This is a genomic window from Pseudomonas sp. 06C 126 (assembly GCF_001855215.1).
Taxonomy (GTDB): domain Bacteria; phylum Pseudomonadota; class Gammaproteobacteria; order Pseudomonadales; family Pseudomonadaceae; genus Aquipseudomonas; species Aquipseudomonas proteolytica.
In genome coordinates this window covers 1-15,510 of the sequence record NZ_MIFU01000120.1, presented here as the reverse complement: position 1 = coordinate 15,510, position 15,510 = coordinate 1, and the positions used below count along the sequence as shown (strand labels likewise).

Genomic DNA, 15,510 nt, shown 5'->3' with positions numbered 1-15,510 from the left:
GGCGCTGTTGAATGAAACCTGGCTGGCCGGGCAAACCATCCTGATGCTTGAACCCCGCCGGCTCGCCGCCCGTGCCGCCGCCGAGCGGTTGGCCAGTGAACTGGGGGAGAAGGTCGGGGAGACCGTTGGCTACCGCATCCGCCTGGACAGCAAGGTCGGCCCCAACACCCGTATCGAAGTGGTCACCGAAGGCATCCTCACCCGCCGCCTGCAGGATGATCCGGCACTCGATGGCGTGGGCTTGCTGATCTTCGACGAATTCCATGTTTTGCCATTTGCACCGAAATACCCTGGAATCTTGTCAAGGCACAGGACATTCTCCTGCCACAACTGACCTCCCTCTAGGATATATCCCCAGCCTTTTTATCGCTTGTCCCTCCCTAACCAACCCAAGAGAGATCCCCAATCCTACCCCCGGTAGGTGCCAAGGTCTCTAATCCGGATTACCCGATTACGTCTTACACCAGCCCCGAGTTCAACAACGCCATCTCATACTGGTATGTGTAGACACTCATCAGCAGACACCTCAGCTTCGGCCCATGGTACGCACCCAAACGGTGTCCTAGGTGACGGATCAATTTCGCAGTTCTTAGTCGCAGAAATGACTTTGGTGTCACTATGATGGCGTTGTACCTTGGTCATTCACACACGCATAAGGATCTGCACATGACGATGATTTCGGGCTACAAGTTGAAGGAAGGTGGTTTCCTTCAGGCTGACATTCTGCTTACCAGCTCAAGTAAGAGGGGGCGTCCATCGCAGATCCCATCGTTCAAGCCTGATGCCGGAAGCCCTGCGTTGCGTGCTCACGCCGTGGCTGGTTTGTGTCAAAAAATTCTTGTGGTGAACGATCACTTCGCCATAGCTTTCGCCGGGGATGTGCGATCGATTCAGGCGGTTGTACGGCTTATTGAGAGGCTAGTAGATGAGCACCCCGTATTGACGGGGAAGCGTTTTTCGAATGCAGTACTTGCCGACGATACCATTGATAGTGAAAAGATCAGAATTATCGCCCTAAGTGTTGAAGAGGATGAAATTCACATATCTAATGTTTATGCGGATTGCGGGCATCGCAATGAAAATTTTGAGCTTTGGGTTGGTGGGTCTGGTGCGGGTCATGTAAAGGCGCATTATCAGGATTATCCACCACATGCGTTTGATGTTCTTGAAGAAAATATTGTGGTGCATGGCACTTGCATGGCTCTCGATCAATTTGCAAGCCATTTAAAGAGTGAATTTGAGAACAAGTATAAGTCGGAGTCGATTGCGAATCTGTTTGGAGGCGGTTACGAAGTAGTGGCATTTTATGATGGACGGTTTCAAAAGATATCTAACATCGTTTATGCCTTTGCGGATGCAGAGCTTGACGCTGAGAGGATGTTGCAAGTCGACTTTCCAAAATGTCTGATTAAGTCCGAATATAAAGGGGAAGACTTAAAAATCAGGAGTGTTGAATTGCAATTTGATGAGGACTTCGATGAGTATGTTCCTGTTAATGACCGAACATTCACGATCGCGCCTATATCACGCTATGAAGAGACTACGGTTGAAGATGATGTCGATGAGTTGAGGTTTAGGGGGCATTTCCTTTGCTTCCTGATAAACTACAAGACTGAGAAAGGCGCCATGACTATACCTTTTATCAAGAAATACGAAAATGATTTCTATTTTTTGTGTAAGGCATTCACGGCCAGCGTAGAACCTGGATTTGTTAAAATAGACTACTCAGATATATTTCGTGGTGAAGTGAATGATCACGTGCTGGGGTTCTTGGAGCAAGTCAAAGCTAGCTTCAACTCTAAGTAAGTCAAGATTTGGTTTGCCCAGCTTTGGTTTATGCCCCTAAGGCAAGCGGATACAAAAAGCCACCTTGCGGTGGCTTTCAAGTGGTGGCGGGGAGCGAATAGGCCTGCGCCACGTTTGGTCTGATTTTATGGGCTTAGCTCAGCTCCCAGTGACCCTCATCTTTCTTCGTGATTCCTGCGCGCTGGTCAGGTTTGTGCCGATGCCGGACGATGTAGAACAGATCCCGGAACACTTTCGTCACGTCGGCTACATAGCTGTGGCCTAACCCGAACATGTCCCTACCAGCACTGGAGACATCGATAGTCGACAGGTGATCCATGACCAGAGGTGGATTGGCGCCGCCCGCCCTTGGATTGCTGTGCACAAGCTTAGACGCAGTGATCGCTCGATCGTTGCGGGACGCATAAAGCGTTACTTGCTCGTACAGGTTAAACACCCGCCCAAATTGCTTGAAGCGCTTGGCGTCGACGTCAGGAGCAGCAAGGATGATCTGGCTGATCGCGGTAGCGCCCGGCTTGTTCTCCCAGTTTTCCAGTACAGCGAGAAGCGCCCGATTACCCATGCTGTGGGCGACAATGTGCAACGACGTCAGGCCCAGGTTTTCTGTGACGTTCGTCAGATATTCCTTCAGATGGGCTGCTGACCAATCTACCGTCGCCTCGTCGGCAGGGTAGCCAGTCGTACTGCCAAGCGACGCCCAGGAAAAGCACAGCATTAGACCTGGGAATTTGAGGTCATGGCACAGCTGCGCCGACCGCCACAATGCCGCGTCGAAACTCACGTTGTATCCGTGGATGAATAGCAAGCCTTCATGGCTAGTGGATGTTTCGCTGATCTTCGCGAGATAGGTCTTGGCGTTGTCGTACCACTCTTCCAGCTCAAAAAGAGCAGACTCGTGGATGACGATATGCTTGTTGGGGTTCCCCTTTGAGGTAGAAGGCCACAACACGGGCCGTTCCAGTTTGCCTTCCTTATGGAGGTGAGGGATGGACACCTCTGCGATGCCATAAGACACGACATCATCACTGCGGAACCCGCCAAACCTCACAGTCCTTGGCGATTCCAACAGGCGATCCGTTCCGAAGTGGACGGCGTATTTCGTAAATTTTTGATCGACCGGAGCTCGGCTATAGTGGGTGGGGAACCGTTCGCTGCTGAGCGAGGCCCCAATGCTGTAGTCTGCTTGGGCGATGAGTTCTTCGTACTCCACCATATCTTCAGGGACGCTGATTACTAGCTTGACTGCGGCTTTGAAGCTTGGTTGCCGGATCGTGGACAACGTCGACGCGTAGCCCTCGCTCAGTAGCCGTTTAGCTTCCACGACGTCTGTCAGCAATTTCAGCTCATCTACTCGTTGGATGAGCTGCGTAAAGGCCATCTTGGCCCTGCTGCCTGTGACTCTGTCGTGCAGGACATCAATGAACGTCCCCCCCGGCGCCTTTCTCCAGCACAGGAGCAACTGCGATGAACTCAGTATCCGCTTGTGTGAGTTATAGGTGGCGAAGTTGATGTAGAGAATCGCAAGCGCAATCTTGAGGTCTACCGGACTCCTGACAGGCATATCCATATGTAAGCTCTGTTGAAAAAGGCCTAATCTAGTGCCGCTTTGCCATCATGACAACCGGCACGCTATTCCCGCGCGACTAGCAGCCTCTCTGCGGGCGGGGGGAGGCTAGCCGCCCGTCACGCCACCCTGAAGCGGTGGCTATGGTCACGGCTGCTCGGGAACGTCAGTCACTTTCATTGTTTTGATCATTCTCAGCAGTAGGAAATCGTCAGGGGCAGTTATGATGAGCTCACCGTCCGAAGCGACGTTGACTTCGCACAGGCGAGGGTGGCTCAGCAGTCCCGATGGCAGGGGATGCCGAGCGAAGGGATTGTGGAGCACATACAGCCCATCCATCAGGTGCTCGCTGTAGTCCTTCTTCATTACGGAACGAATGATTGGTAACAGGTTGCCCGGATTGGGGTAAAGCGTGCAGTACGCAGAGAGTGCATCAGGATTGTCAGCCAACGCCCTCAATTTCCCCCAGGTCGCGAGACTGCTGTAGACGACAGCGGAAACGTCCGCATAAGTGTCATCGCAAAATAATCCCACTTCGATGTTGGTTTTGGCATTTTTTGGGGCTGCTGTGACGTTGTAAGACTCAACGTGAGTATCCCCGGGCCTTGTCGCGGCTTCATCATGATAGAGCCCGTAAAGCGCAGCCATGATCGGGCGCCCAGCTGCAAAATGCGCGTGCGGCCTGTCGAATGATGCGATACCGATGACGAAGGGCTTGTCTTGAACGTGCTCCAGTTTTGAGTGGCTGTTCCTGTATTTCCTGACTTTCGCATCGAAGCTGTTGCAGATTCGCAAGGTGGACTCGATGTTGAAGTCGGTGAAGTCCTTAGGGGGATGAGCCATAGAGAAGCCGTAAGCTGGCTGCCCGCCAGCCGGGGGATTTGCGATTGTCGCTTCTAGGCAAAATGGGACTTCACCCTCGACGACAAAATCAGGCGCATGGTGACGAGGATCAGTCGGCAGCCCCCATTCCTTCAGCGCTGCGAACAGGTACAGCTCCCAAAATGAAGATTCAAAGGTGGTTTGAAGCTCCTTTACGAACTTCCTATCACGATCTTCGAAGCCTTCGGCCCATTGAGATAGCACTGCGCGTTCAGGGCCATAGATTTCCTCAGACATCATTTTGAAGATCGGATGCAGCGCGGCGGTGGCGACCTGAGGGGAAAATAGATCAAGGGGCATACGCGGAACTCTCCGTAACGACAATTTCAAGATTGAGTGCGCAGCAGTGTAGTTAAAGGCTATTTGAGGTTGTTCGAGACGGGGGCGAGGCTGCAAGCACAGTACCTACACGGAACCTTCGCTCTCGCTGATGTTGCACGCGCTTCGACCCCGGACATATCCTAGCTCGATGTCCGGCATCAAGCGTGGAGCGCAGCCATGGAAGACAGAGAGCAATGGTTTACGTTGTTGGCGCAGAAGGACTGGGAGGCGATTGGCAAAATCATCTACCAGAAGAAGAAAGCCAAGGTGCAGGATCCCTTTTTGACGCAAATGACCGGCTTCTTTGAGTCGGAGTTCTTCACTTTCGCTGAGCCACTGCCACCTGCTGAGCGCTCCAGGCAATTCGAATACACCAATCTGATCATTGAGCTGAACCAGCATGGCTTCAGCCAGGGCTTTGTGGATCGCTTCGTTGATGAACGACTGAAGCTGATGCAAGAGACCAAGCACACAGCCCTGCTCAACTATGCTCAAACGCACCAGCACCGCCCGCTGGCCAAAGAAATCATCCAGTCCTTCCTCCGGGCCAAGCCGGAAGCGGTTTCAGCGAGCCTGCGGACGAATATGACCGTCCGTGGAACGGAAGTGACACCAGGAGAGCCCAAGACCATCCGACTGTTTAAGTCCAAGCAGGAAGAGAATTTCTATGAGGCGGTGCGGCGGGTCTTCCCGACCTACCACCCATACCCTAACGTCGCCTTGAGCTGCATTCTGGATTATCAGGCCATCAAGGGACAGCTGTTGGAGCCGGCCCGGTCATACTTCTTCCGGGGGATAGTCGATAGCGTCGTATTCGATGTCGGCAGTGGCTACGTGCCTAAGTACTTTATTGAGCTGGACAGCAGCTTCCACGATGATCCCCAGGCGCAAGCGAATGACCAGCTGAAGGAAGCCATTTTTCGCGCGGCCAACACCAAGCTCATACGCATCCGGCCTTTGGACGCCAAGGCCTCCTCGGTGGATGAGTTCGAGCGACTGGTTCGAGAGCTGATGCGTCAACTCTAAGTGTCCGTCAAGTGACGGGCGTTAACCGCCCGTACACAAAAAATCTGGCAGTCCCCTTCTGTCAAGTACGTGGCGGCTGCTCTCTGCTCTAGTTGCTGATGGATAGTGCTCAAGACCACCGTGACGACAATCCAATGATTTATTCTAGATCCGCTGTCAGCAAAGATTTCTTTGAGTGTCCATAATATTCTAAGAAATCTTCATTAAGTTCATTGATTAGCTCATCATGATAACGCGAAAGCCACTTGTATTTCTCTAGCACCCTGTCTTGGGTTACATGTTTTTTTAGGTTGTTTTTGATTAAGCGTTGATGCCTTTTTAAAAATGATATATAGCCCGCTTCTGGGTCATCGAGTTCGCTGCGGATAGCTCGGATGTAGTCGATAAAATAGAGGCCATCTTCATCCTTTCTAATCAGCTTGTTGATATAGATCAGCTCTTCCTTCAATGTGTGATTTTTCGAGCGTATGAGACGATCAGATTTCAGGACGTCCATCCAGGTAGGACTGATGATGATCCTAGGAAATACAGCTTTGCTTGATTCAAGCTCATACGCGTCAACCATCGCTGGCCCGAACACACGCTCATTTTTATAGGAGATATCTCCGAAGGCAACAGCGCCGCGCACGATCACATCGTTGTCTATCAACTCACTCTGCGCATGTACCAACGCAAGTAATTCGTAGAATAGTAGACCTATTTGATAGTCGGAGTTTGCTTTAGAGTCTGTGAAGCTAATACGCATGACACAGTCGGAAAATGCAGTGGTGACCGGATGGTAAGGATCATCGTCAGGGTCGGCTATGGGTGCGGCGTATTTACTCATCTTCTCCAAAATAGAATCTATGGAGTCACAGGTTTCATTTTTTATCAGGCTTCGAAAGCCTAATACGTCTAGAAATGTAACAATAGCTTTTCTATACATGGACTGTTCTCTACATTGGGTTGACAGCGCAACAGTTTGAGCATCCATATTATTCGCAGGATGCGTTCGAGCGGACGCTGCTCTACGGCCACAATCTCCGTCTCCGATGGCCCCCGCGTGGACGCTTATCACGCCCGGCTGGGCAGGATCTCAGTTACCACCCATCTGCGCAAAGCAGATCGATATACCACTGAGATGCTACTGAATCAGGGCTCGCATAGGCGATACAAGTAACTGTCGCTTTCCGGGAGGGTGATCCTGGTCAACTTTCTTATGTCTGCTAGTTCCTTCTCGATGCCGGTCATTCGTCACTCCTTGGCGGCTGGAGGCCCTGACTTGATGGGCCCTCGGGTAGATGTGGCTGATTGGGAGGAGTCCCAGGGCGCACACGCTGAGCAGATAATCGCCTAAACATGTTTCATCGCGTAGAGTCAGCCGCGTGCTTCGCCTGCGCCGACCGGTCTGATACGGCGGATGGAGGCGGTTTAGGTAGATTGCGACCGTGGCGCTCGGGCTTCTCCGCGTCATCAGGTCAACGATGGAATGTAAGGGGCGCAAATGCAAATCAGCCGGAAGCTCAACATTTACGAGATTGAGGATCTTTACCAGTCGCACGGTACGGATCCCAATCTCAGGCTTCCCAACAGCATGAGCCACGGCGGTGGGCTGGGCGTGGACGCCGCTTTGGCTCAGTTCATCGTCACTTGGGCCCGCACCTGCGAAAAAAGCGTCCTTCACCTCTACGCCTCCGCTGGCGACGACGCCATAGCGCAAATCACTCAATTGGCCCAGAGCGCTGCCGGGTTCTTTGCGTTGATCATGTGCAATGAAGTCCACGCTCAAGATCATCAAGTCATTGATCGACGCGCGGCCCTTATCGCCATCAGACCCTTGGTTGATGCCATGTTCGAGGGTGAATTGCGTTACACGGCGAGCACTCGTGGCGCCCGCCCTACGGTCATCAATCTGTTCAGCGTCAACAACGCCAAGCGTGAATTCATCAAACCGTTCTACTTTGATCACGCGTTGCCGAAAGTCCAACCCAAGTCCTGGTTTTCTACGCTTGTGGAAACGTCGTCGAAGCTGATGAATGCTAGGGGCGACCAGGGGGCGTTGCTCAAGGCAGGCTTGCCAGCATTAGGCAGCGTGCTATGGGAGCTGATTTCCAACGCCGACCAGCACGCCGTCACGGACGTGGACGGGGTCAAGTACAAAAAGGCTCTGCGCGGCACCTCCATCAAATTCAACCGCATGAATCGTCAGGATGCGCTGGAGTATTCGGCCAACGAGCCCGAGCTGGCGCGGTTTATCCTGAAGCACTTCCTGAAAGCCGAAATGTTGGACTTTTTGGAAATCTCGGTCATCGACAGTGGCCCAGGATTGGCGCGGCGATGGCTGACTGCTAAGGAGAAGCGGCCAGTTGAAAGCCTCGAAACGCTAAGCCTTGAGGCAGAACTTGAGGCGACACTCGATTGCTTCAAAAAGCACGTTACGTCCAAACCTCAGTCTCCGAACTCAGGTATGGGGCTGCATAACGCCGTTCAGGCACTCAACAAGCTTGAGGCGTTCGTGCGAATCCGGACGGGCCGACTTTCGCTGCATCAGGCTTTTCAGGGAAGTAATGAGATCATGGAGTTCGCCCCGTCGACTCGATACGGGGGGCGGGTGCTGGCGGCTGTGGAAGGCACTGTGTTCACCATCTGCATTCCGGTGAACTGACATGTTCGATCTGATGGATTTTGAAGTCGAGTTGAGCCAGGCCGGCAACCCGGTCTATGCGGTTTTTTTCTTCACCGGTCTAGATTTGCTCACGGACACGCAAGCCGCGCATGCACTTCAGCATCAGTTGTCCGGCCACATCATGCCTGATCTGTTGGTGTTTCTGATGCCAGGTTATGCCTTGGACGAATTTCGCGCCCAGCAGGCGGCCCCTACATCGCCGCTGATGGCGGAGTTGAGTCGTAAAGGCCCAGGCTCACCGCGCACCTACGCATGTGCTTTCTACGACGTAGATGGCGCCATAACTGCTTACGTTCACATCTCCGGCCCGAAGCGGCGTTTCGAGACGCTCATCAAAGGCAATTCCAGCGAAATTGCGAAGGCTGGCCTGAATCACCTCGTCGATCGTTCCAACGTGCTGAAGAAGGCGCCTGCAGGCTTCTTCTACTCAAAACCGTCGTCTCGGGCCTCGAACTATTTCATCCGTGCGGAAGACTTGTTGTCCGAGACCTTGCACGCCCACTACCTAGCATTTACCTGCTTACCCCTCATCAAGAAGGCCACGGAAGATGGCATGGCGGCACCCGATACCCTGTATCTGGACACGATCGCCTTGCTGCCCTTAGGAATGGCGATGCAGATGTACCTCATGCGGTTCGGGCAGGCGGGCTTTGCTAACATCCGGTCATTCCATTCGCACGAAGGCCTTCTCAAGGATGGGCCTTTACCTAAGGCCGTTTCTGCCCTATGCCTTATTTCCGCATCGAGCCAGTGTGGCCTCGCGCAGCAGTGGCTAAAGGTAAACAGCGCTTCGCCGACGCGCGTGGCGACCCTTCTGTCTTTTGATGAAACATCGAGTTCTTGCACGATCTTGCATGCGCTCAAGAAACCTGAAGACTTCGAAGTACTGGGCGAGGGCGAAGCGGGTGGGATTCGTCTGATCCGTATCCATGGCGAACGGTTCGTTGCCGAGCACAGCGAGACCAAGGTGCTGAATATAGGCACTGATCATGCGCCAGACTCGCTGCAAGCCAAGTTCTACTCCTTCATGGGGGCCGACTTGTTCAGCTGCTATACCCAAGATAGACCGGGGCTTAGGCCTCGGACGGTGCATGTCCATAAAGACAGCCTAGTGGTTGCCAATGATTTTGGCGGCTGGTACGAACGGGTATTGCGGGAGGAGGCCGTCGCGTCGACCAAGTGGATCATCCACGACGATGACCCGGCCAGTGAAGCCTTGGCCGACCGGGCGATCGTTTACCTGGCATCGTGTGGCGTCACGGTCGAGAACAAGGTGTCCTTCGATAGATTCGATGCCAGCGTGAACTTTGAAGGGGCTGTCATCATCATTGCCGCTGCTGCCGAGCGTGGGTCGCGCCTGCTGAGCGTCAGCCGTCGGCTACGTACTGCGCAGAACGCCGAGAAACCAGGCACTCGTCTGTACATCACGGGTGCGCTTTTCGGGCGTAGCTATCAGATGATGAAGGAACTGCAGAGCAACCTGACGCAACCACCCAAAGGGCACAGTCGCTACGTCTTCAAGACGTTCGTGGAAATCCCCGCAGCTGAACTTGCCTGCACGAGTCATTGGGTAGAAGAGCAGCGCTTGCTCGGTTCATTGCACTCGGTTACCACTACGTTCTCGCCGGCAGTCACTCAGCGCATGGCGGTGTTTGATAACGCTGCTGCCGGTGGGCTTGGTCTGAATCCGTTCTGGCCAAGCAGCCTCACCGGTCAGCCGATGACACTCAGCCGAGGTTTTGCGTTTGTCGACGGCAAGAAGGACGTGAGAGGGGCTTCGTCGACTGACATCTATCTAACCATTCTGTGGATTCTGCAGAACGCCCGGTACAGCGATAAGGTGCAGAATGCCAAGCGGCTTGAATCCGGGGAGCTTCAGCAGGTGCTTCTCTCGCCAGATGTGTTCTCGCGTTTCGACGATGGTGTCATCCAGGGGGCATTCTTGCGCGCCGCGCTCCCGACGGAGCTTGATTATCGAGCTCAGGAAACCCACAGCTTGTCGATGGCGGACATCATTCAGCGCGTTGCTGCAGGATATGGGCAAGAGCGCGGGGAAGCCGCCATGGAATTCGTGATGGCGTTGGCGATCGGCAAAATCCGTCTGCATAAGGATGTCGACAGCCGCCTGCGGGCCAGCCTGATCTCGATGTTGTCACCGCACGTGCCCGAGACTCTTTACCTGCTTGATCCTGAGTACGAGCCGCCGCTGTGATCAATATTTGTTAAACCCTTTGTAGCGATGGTGTATTTGCTAGCAACCACGGCTTGGCCCGGCTCGTGTTTGGGCTGAGGTCTGAGCATTTGGCGGCTGATGCTTACCAAAGGGGGGGCGCCAGGGTTGTAGCCTATCCGACGCGTCAATGTGCTATCAATAATCTGGACGGGTGAGGGAGATTGTCATAAATTCGATGGCTAAAATTGCCATGGATGTCGAGATGGAACCTAATGATGCTGGCGGAGTCGCTGCCAAGCACGGCTTCATCTTCCAAGATTGTGTCGCAGCCTACTACGTCACCCAGATGTTGCGGGACAAAACTATTCAACGCGTTCGATGTGAAGTCACCGATGACATTGATGTTGTTTTCGATGATTTCGTCGAATTCGTGCAGGTGAAAACCACCACTAAGACACTCTGGGCGAGAAGCGACCTTGTCGTACTCAGTTCAGGTGCCGGCAACAAAAAGATCAAATACAGCTCGATCATGCATAAGTCCATGCAATGCGAGCCCACGCTCTCCGTGCCCAGGAAGTTCAGGATCGTCACGGAGCATCCGACCAATGTCACCCTCGAATACCTGCTGATCAACCGTGAAGAGCGCGATGGAAAAGCTGGGCGCGGTGATCTGGTCGACTACCTCAACTCCAAAACCTCCGACTACGTCGCACCCAGTGGGGTGGACGTGGCGACCTGGGTCGACGCAGCGTGCTGGGAAGTCTTCCGCACGATGCGCGAGATTGAGCTCTTGGGCATCAGGAACATTCGACTAGCCTCGTATGATCTTCACGGTGTCTTATTGAGCAGCGAAGCCTCGGCGGAGAACATCTGGCAGGGGATTCTGGATACGATCACCCGTAAAGGTGCCCTGTCCCGCAAAATTCACTCCGTAGACAGCAAATCTTACCTGCGTGCGGATCTAAACGCGTGGTTCCAGGTGCTGGTCGAGGAGGATCAGATGCGTGCGGGTCGCAAAGTGTACGTCAAACGGCAACTGCCCCATATCTTGGTTCCGTTTCGCAGCTCGCTGGCGACCCCATGTGCTAAGCGCAATGGTCACGTCCTGCACCAGCAATACAGCTTCAAGCGCTATCGCTACAAACACATTGTGGACAATGTGTGCAAATGGCTGGATGAAGTGTTCCTTCGCCCCAATGAGCTCGCAGACATTCACAAGTTGTCCCTAGTCGAGCAATCTCAGCGCCTGAAAAACACGGTGTTTGCTTCCTTGGCAGACGTCCGCTCACTCCTGGGGCGAGTGCTACTCCATGCCACGATGCGGCAGATGCATGCGAGCCAGCCTATTCCGTGTCTGCTTTACCTCGAAGGTAAGGGCGAAGAAAAGATCCTCGAAAACGTCCATATCGTCAGGCGAGATCCGGAGGGCGATCAGCTGTGGGTCGGCTTCAGTGAGCTGGTCACAGCAGCCAACATCACTACGCGTCTTCCGGAGATTCGCCAACAGCTTTACGAAGAGATCGTGGAGAGTTTCAGCAACGCCCGGGGCAAGATTCTCGACATCAAGGATGATGAGTACCTACTGCGGCATGACATCGACATGATCCTGGACGAGAGCAACCCCTTCGATGCACACCTGGATCGATTCAAATTTGTGCTGTTCGTTGGGTACGACTCCTCGTTGCTCACCGACCCTGAGACACCCGGGCATGAAGATCATTTAGAACGGGAAACGACAGCTCTCTTCGAAATGTTTGCCGACGACCTGAAACGCGACCCAACGTTCGCTGTGCTTGCGATCGACGTGTTCATCTACCCCGCACCGAGCTTGGAGACGTTGACCCAGTTGGTGGACAAAAAGGTCAGGGAGGCCATATGACCGAAGTTTATGAAGCAGCCAAGTTGAGCTTGGGCGGTGATGGATTCTCCGCATTCCGCTACCTGTCAGCGGTCAACACCCTCCTGTCCAACCCTGTCTCCACCCCTCTGGGCCGAGATCTGACAATCCGAGCGCTCGATGCCCGTGAGAAATTCACCGACCACGTTGGCATTCTGCGCAACATGGTCAGGAAGGCTGGGCTGTTCCCCTACTTAAAGAAAGAGTTCTCTGAGCTGTCCCTGGGTGACCTGATTGCGCTCGACGTTTACCGCACGCCATTCTCAGAGGATTTTGTTTTCCACTCTATGCAGTTCCGGATCTTCGACCTGCTCAAGGACGGTCGCAACGTTGTGCTCAGTGCGCCCACCAGCATGGGCAAGAGTGCCATTGTCGACTCGCTATTGGGGCTCGGTCGCTTCAATCGGGTCGTCTTAGTGGTACCCACGGTCGCGCTAGCTGATGAGACGCGCAGACGCCTTCAGGAGCGCTTCGGAGAGGTCTATCAGATCATCCATCACAGCTCGCAAGAATGCCGCAGCGAACGGGTCGTGTACGTCCTGACCCAGGAGCGGGTCAACGAGCGTGATGACATCAAGGCCATCGACCTCTTCGTTATCGACGAATTTTACAAACTGGCCTTCCAGCAGCTCAAAAGTGGCACCATAGACTTCAATGATGAGCGGGTCATCGAACTGAATATCGCCCTTAGCAAGCTGCTAAAGGTGTCCAAGCAGTTCTACCTTACCGGGCCTTTCGTCAACAGCATTCGAGGCCTGACTGAACTTGGGTACGACCACACCTTCATTTCCGCCGACTTCAACACGGTGGCTGTCGATGTGCAGACGTTCGGTGTGGATGCCAATGACGACGAAGGAAAGCTTGCAATGTTGGCGACTATTGCGCCCCAGTGCGAAGGCGCCACGATCATCTACTGCAAGTCCTCTGGCGTTGCAGGCAAGGTTGCACGCGAACTCGTCCGGCTTGGGTATGGCCGTCCGTTCCAGAGTGAGCACATTGATTGGGTTGCTGAGGAATTCGACCCAGAGTGGGACTATACCTATGCCCTCAGGAACGGCATTGGCCTGCATTTCGGTGGCCTCCCCAGGGCGCTCCAACAGTACACCGCCGACCGGTTCAATGCCGGCGACCTTCGTTTTCTGCTGTGCACGGCCACCATCATTGAGGGGGTGAACACGGTTGCGAAGAACGTGGTCATTTACGACAACCGTAATGGCACTCGCGGGATCGACAAATTCACCCATGGGAACATCAAGGGACGTGCGGGCCGGATGGGTATCCATTTTGTGGGCAAAGTGTTCTGTCTGGAAGACGTTCCGGAGGACAATCTGAACCAAGAGGTTGATGTGCCTCTGGGAATTCAGGATGCGGATACACCGCTGAATCTGCTCGCCAGTGCACAGCCGGATCATTTGTCAGAATATTCTCAGGAGAGGTTTGAGGCCGCCTTTGCCCAAGATCGATTTTCCATAGATCTGCTCAAGAAGCACTCCTACTTCAGGATGGAGCAGTTCGAGCAGCTTTACAGCATGGTCGAGATGCTCAGCGAGAACGAATTCGAGTCCCTTCTGTTTCACTGGTCGCCAGCGCCTGGTTTCCTGACCACCCTGGCCATGATCAGCAGCAAGCTCGTGCCCAGGGCTTTTTCCACGAATGGGCTGCAGACCAAAAATCCCGATGCCATCCTGGCCAAGCTGACGAGCTTTCAGAGAGCTGAGAGCTATTCTGCCTATCTGAAGGGCCAAATCGAATACACCAAGCAGCGGATCAAGGATGATGAGAAACGGATCAGGACTGGTCAAAAACGGATCAAAGCTGATGAGAAGTTGACCCTTTCCACTGGGCTCAACAACGACTTGAAGCTGGTGAGCAATACCTTCGGCTACACCATTCCCAAGGTGCTGGCGCTGCTGGAAGACGTGGTTCGCTTGCACGCTATCAAGAAGGGCATCCGGAGCACGATTGACTACAGCTACGTCAGAATCAAATTCGAGAACCTTCATTTACCGCCAGGGGTGAATGCCCTTGAGGAAATTGGGATTCCCATCCAGACGCTGCACCGCATGTGTGAGCTGCTGGAGTTTCCCGAAGGGGCCGGGGTGGATGAGCTGGCTGACTATCTCCGCCATAACGAGCCGGCCTGGGGTGTTATGGGATACGTCGACCAGAGCTTCGTGAGGCGGGCGCTCGGGTCAGTGTGAGAGAGGCACGAGCGGGGCTACCCATCTGGTTGGCTTGCTGGCACGGATCCGTGCTCTGTCTGCGACGAAGGTCTAACAGGGGTGGCACTTGGCTTGCTCGCCCTGTTTGATCTCGCCATTATCTCTAGCTCAAGCTTTTGTGAGGTTCGAGCTATATGGAAATGACGTCTCTCAGGCTGCTTCATCGCAGCATGATTTCAATTGGCAGCGACATGCAGCAGTTCTTGGTGACGACGGGCGCCGCAAGCTTTGATTGCCTCTTCTCCACTCGCGACACGCCCTTCATACTGACACTCACCGCACGTGGCGAGGTCAGAGGTTTCTTCCGCTTTGACGTGCTCAATGGGTACAGAATTCGGGACTATCTGGGCGACATGTATGGCGACCTGCTTGCTGTGCTTCGGTCAGACGGGATGAGCGGTGAGCCATTGAAGCCCAAGGACTTCCTAGAGCAACTGAACCAGGCCATTCCAACCCAAGCTTCTGTGCCGGCCAACCCCAAACCGTCTGAAATTGTCCGTCTGCGCCCTGACATCATCGAGGAGCGCGAGAAGCCGTATTTCAATGCCTGGATTTACTGGAAGGCAGACAGCGGTAAACGTCCGAGCGAGGAAAACCAGCACAAGACACTTTTACTGCTCGGGCCCGAAGCCGCGCGTCATAGTCGGGAGCGAAATGCTTCGTCGCGATGGAGTTCTACAGATACTGGTGGAAATTGGGAGCGATCCTGAATATAAGCGGCTTTGTATTACTAGAATGGGAAGCTTGCAGGGTTGTGGCTTGCTCGCGAAAGCGGTGTATCAGTCATCCGATATGTCGCTGACCCACCGCATTCGCGAGCACGTCCCACATCTGACTCTGTTCCCAATGGGATTGAGCAGTTCGCCGTTATACTCGCCGCTCTGCCTTGGAGCCAGTATGAATTCGTTGCCAATCGATGATGTTTTACCCGCCTTGCGTGAAGCCTTGGCGACG

Annotated in this window: 10 protein-coding genes and 2 pseudogenes; 9 read left to right on the top strand and 3 right to left on the bottom strand. The window is 53.9% G+C overall.

Going from position 1 to position 15,510, the window contains the following annotated elements; translation table 11 throughout:
* Together BHC62_RS23665 and BHC62_RS23660 are read left to right on the top strand one after the other, a co-directional pair.
* Window positions 1–265 (top strand): annotated as a pseudogene (locus BHC62_RS23665) (ATP-dependent helicase HrpB); the annotation flags it as partial.
* Between the two features lie 401 nt (window positions 266–666).
* The gene (locus tag BHC62_RS23660; protein WP_070996360.1) at window positions 667–1,806 is read left to right on the top strand and encodes a hypothetical protein; all 1,140 of its coding nucleotides are present in this window, start codon (window positions 667–669) and stop codon (window positions 1,804–1,806) included.
* A 133-nt stretch (window positions 1,807–1,939) separates the two neighbouring features.
* Here BHC62_RS23660 and BHC62_RS23655 read toward each other — a convergent pair whose 3' ends face one another.
* Window positions 1,940–3,373: an alpha/beta hydrolase gene (locus BHC62_RS23655; protein WP_070996359.1), complete on the bottom strand. Its 1,434-nt coding sequence runs from the start codon at window positions 3,371–3,373 to the stop codon at window positions 1,940–1,942.
* A gap of 144 nt (window positions 3,374–3,517) precedes the next feature.
* A complete protein-coding gene (locus BHC62_RS23650) occupies window positions 3,518–4,552 on the bottom strand; it encodes a glycosaminoglycan attachment site (protein WP_070996358.1) in 1,035 nt (344 codons plus the stop codon).
* A 198-nt stretch (window positions 4,553–4,750) separates the two neighbouring features.
* Here BHC62_RS23650 and BHC62_RS23645 point away from each other — a divergent pair, with 198 nt between their 5' ends.
* Window positions 4,751–5,599 (top strand): DUF2726 domain-containing protein, encoded by an 849-nt coding sequence (locus tag BHC62_RS23645; protein WP_070996357.1) that lies wholly within the window; start codon window positions 4,751–4,753, stop codon window positions 5,597–5,599.
* A gap of 139 nt (window positions 5,600–5,738) precedes the next feature.
* Here the strand turns inward: BHC62_RS23645 and BHC62_RS23640 are convergent, their stop codons facing one another.
* Entirely contained in the window at window positions 5,739–6,524 is a 786-nt protein-coding gene (locus BHC62_RS23640) for a hypothetical protein (RefSeq protein WP_070996356.1), read from the bottom strand.
* A 558-nt stretch (window positions 6,525–7,082) separates the two neighbouring features.
* On the opposite strand from BHC62_RS23640, the gene BHC62_RS23635 reads away from it, so the two are divergent.
* The 6 genes and pseudogenes from BHC62_RS23635 to BHC62_RS28760 form a co-directional block, all read left to right on the top strand.
* On the top strand, window positions 7,083–8,243 hold the full coding sequence (locus BHC62_RS23635; RefSeq protein ID WP_070996355.1) for an ATP-binding protein: 1,161 nt from the start codon (window positions 7,083–7,085) through the stop codon (window positions 8,241–8,243).
* Between the two features lies 1 nt (window position 8,244).
* The gene (locus BHC62_RS23630; protein WP_070996354.1) at window positions 8,245–10,476 is read left to right on the top strand and encodes a hypothetical protein; all 2,232 of its coding nucleotides are present in this window, start codon (window positions 8,245–8,247) and stop codon (window positions 10,474–10,476) included.
* Window positions 10,477–10,699: 223 nt separating this feature from the next.
* Window positions 10,700–12,316 (top strand): dsDNA nuclease domain-containing protein, encoded by a 1,617-nt coding sequence (locus BHC62_RS23625; RefSeq protein ID WP_070996361.1) that lies wholly within the window; start codon window positions 10,700–10,702, stop codon window positions 12,314–12,316.
* The gene (locus BHC62_RS23620; RefSeq protein ID WP_070996353.1) at window positions 12,313–14,535 is read left to right on the top strand and encodes a DEAD/DEAH box helicase; all 2,223 of its coding nucleotides are present in this window, start codon (window positions 12,313–12,315) and stop codon (window positions 14,533–14,535) included. Before BHC62_RS23625 ends, BHC62_RS23620 begins: the two co-directional genes overlap by 4 nt.
* A gap of 155 nt (window positions 14,536–14,690) precedes the next feature.
* Entirely contained in the window at window positions 14,691–15,266 is a 576-nt protein-coding gene (locus tag BHC62_RS23615; protein WP_070996352.1) for a DUF6037 family protein, read from the top strand.
* A gap of 49 nt (window positions 15,267–15,315) precedes the next feature.
* Window positions 15,316–15,510: pseudogene (locus BHC62_RS28760) on the top strand (hypothetical protein); the annotation flags it as partial.

Bases quoted from the DNA above. Each gene is read 5' to 3' on its own strand.
- BHC62_RS23660 (WP_070996360.1), top strand. From the start codon at position 667: ATGACGATGATTTCGGGCTACAAGTTGAAGGAAGGTGGTTTCCTTCAG.
- BHC62_RS23655 (WP_070996359.1), bottom strand. From the start codon at position 3,373: ATGGATATGCCTGTCAGGAGTCCGGTAGACCTCAAGATTGCGCTTGCG.
- BHC62_RS23650 (WP_070996358.1), bottom strand. From the start codon at position 4,552: ATGCCCCTTGATCTATTTTCCCCTCAGGTCGCCACCGCCGCGCTGCAT.
- BHC62_RS23645 (WP_070996357.1), top strand. From the start codon at position 4,751: ATGGAAGACAGAGAGCAATGGTTTACGTTGTTGGCGCAGAAGGACTGG.
- BHC62_RS23640 (WP_070996356.1), bottom strand. From the start codon at position 6,524: ATGTATAGAAAAGCTATTGTTACATTTCTAGACGTATTAGGCTTTCGA.
- BHC62_RS23635 (WP_070996355.1), top strand. From the start codon at position 7,083: ATGCAAATCAGCCGGAAGCTCAACATTTACGAGATTGAGGATCTTTAC.
- BHC62_RS23630 (WP_070996354.1), top strand. From the start codon at position 8,245: ATGTTCGATCTGATGGATTTTGAAGTCGAGTTGAGCCAGGCCGGCAAC.
- BHC62_RS23625 (WP_070996361.1), top strand. From the start codon at position 10,700: ATGGAACCTAATGATGCTGGCGGAGTCGCTGCCAAGCACGGCTTCATC.
- BHC62_RS23620 (WP_070996353.1), top strand. From the start codon at position 12,313: ATGACCGAAGTTTATGAAGCAGCCAAGTTGAGCTTGGGCGGTGATGGA.
- BHC62_RS23615 (WP_070996352.1), top strand. From the start codon at position 14,691: ATGGAAATGACGTCTCTCAGGCTGCTTCATCGCAGCATGATTTCAATT.